Source organism: Fictibacillus gelatini DSM 15865 (assembly GCF_000430745.1).
Lineage (GTDB): Bacteria > Bacillota > Bacilli > Bacillales > Fictibacillaceae > Fictibacillus_A > Fictibacillus_A gelatini.
Genome location: NZ_AUMP01000077.1, coordinates 1 through 1,802, shown reverse-complemented (window position 1 = coordinate 1,802; position 1,802 = coordinate 1). Strand labels below are relative to the sequence as shown.

Sequence of the window (1,802 nt, the reverse complement as noted above, 5' to 3'; positions counted from 1 at the left end):
TGTCAACCTCAGTTGAAAATTCCCCAAAAATGCCGTTTTAAAATTCCCCATTATTAACACAAAAAGCTCTATCTTTCTATGGTATCACTTCCTTTCAATCGTGTTTGGGATTCCCTTTCCCCCGAGGGGGAAAGGGAATTGATCGAATATTCATTCACTGTTTTTTCCGTGTTGAAAAATCCTGCTTTCTTCTTCTCCTTGATTCGATAGCTTTCTCCTTTAATATTGATGGTATGTGAATAATGAAGTAGTCGATCTAAAATCGCTGACGCTAACACACGATCTCCAAAAATCTCTCCCCAATTTCCGTATGATTTGTTAGAGGTGAGGATAATGGCTCCCTTTTCATAACGCTCCGAGATAATTTGAAAAAAGAAGTGGGCAGCTGTTTCATCCATTCGCCGGTAACCAATTTCATCGATAATTAATAGATCGGGTTTTGTATAGACCTTTAGTTTCTTTTGAATCTGGTTGTGTTGGTGGGCTTCCTCCAATGTCTGTACAAGATCATGAGCCGTTGTAAAATAGACTCTCAGGCGCTTTTTGATCGCCTCAAGTGCGATGGCCACGGCAAGATGTGTTTTTCCCACACCTGGCGGTCCAAGGAAGATCAAATTCTCATGATGAGCGACAAATCGAAGCGTCGCCAATTCCCGGATTCTTTTTTCATCGATCGATGCTTGAAAAGTAAAGTCAAAGTCTTCGAGCGTCTTATGGTACGGAAGACCGGCGACACGTTTTCTAGTTTGAATTAAGCGCTCCTGTTTCGCCATTAATTCTTCCTGTATGAGGTTGTCAAGGAACGCAGTATACGATAAATTATGAGTAGCAGCTTCTTCAGCGTATTGGTCTAGAATGTCCGGTATTCGGATCCACCCTAGCTCCTTAAAAGCTGCTTGAAGACGGTCTTCAAGCATGAACATTCACCTCTTCTGCGAAACGGTCATAGACATCTAAGGATCGTTCGCTCACCTCCGGTATGGGTGAAGAAACCAGTCGTGGCTGATAGTTTTGCTTCCTCGGAGTAGAAGAATGCTTAAGACCTTTCAAATGTTCAGGATTGATCATTTTTTGGTGACGGTCGGAGGCTTTCGTGTGCTCGGCGATCAGCTCATCGCCGGCAAATATTCGAATCCGGCCGTTTTTATCATCTTGAACCGCAACGATTTGGCCAACCCATTGGAACGGAACCGAATAACGATTCGATTCGTAGGAGACTTGGCAATCCGAAGAAACTCTTCGCTTATGACGTTCAACCGTTTCAAACGGGATAAGGTTAAACCGTTGAAGATTTTCATGACGCCACCGTTCTACTGGAACTTCGTGTGTCGTGCCATGAACACGTACATTGGCCACGGTATCCATCCAGTACCGAGCCTGAATGTTTAGATCGTGCAGACTTTCAAAGGTTCTTACACGAGGCCAAAAGTTCATTTTGACATACTTCACACCATTTTCTACCTTTCCTTTTGTTCGAGGAGAATAAGGCTTACAAGCCCAAGGAATAAAGCCGTGGTGTCTGGCAAAGGCAGCAAATCGCTCATTCCAGATCACTTTGCCCTCATGGTTCCTTTCTTTGACAACCGTCTTCATATTGTCATAAACGATTTTCCGTGTGATGCCTCCAAAATATTGCATAGCGCGAACATGGCAACCCATAAGCGTTTCAAGTTTTTCATCTTCCATAAACTCAACATAAATCATACGTGAATAACAAAGTACCATCACAAAAACGTGCAATTGTTTTTGACGTCCATCCCAGTTAACAGTAACCGTACCCCAATCCACTTGGGCTTGTTCGC

The 1,802-nt window shown here is 43.3% G+C and carries 2 protein-coding genes; both read right to left on the bottom strand.

Annotation, left to right across the window (positions count from 1 at the left end; translation table 11 throughout):
* Positions 1–68: 68 nt before the first annotated feature.
* Positions 69–917, bottom strand: a complete 849-nt coding sequence (istB, locus tag H538_RS24355) for an IS21-like element helper ATPase IstB (protein WP_081412710.1) — start codon at positions 915–917, stop codon at positions 69–71.
* On the bottom strand, positions 910–1,802 hold an 893-nt coding region (istA, locus tag H538_RS0118125), incomplete at its 5' end, for an IS21 family transposase (protein ID WP_026678785.1). The genes istB and istA, both read right to left, overlap by 8 nt.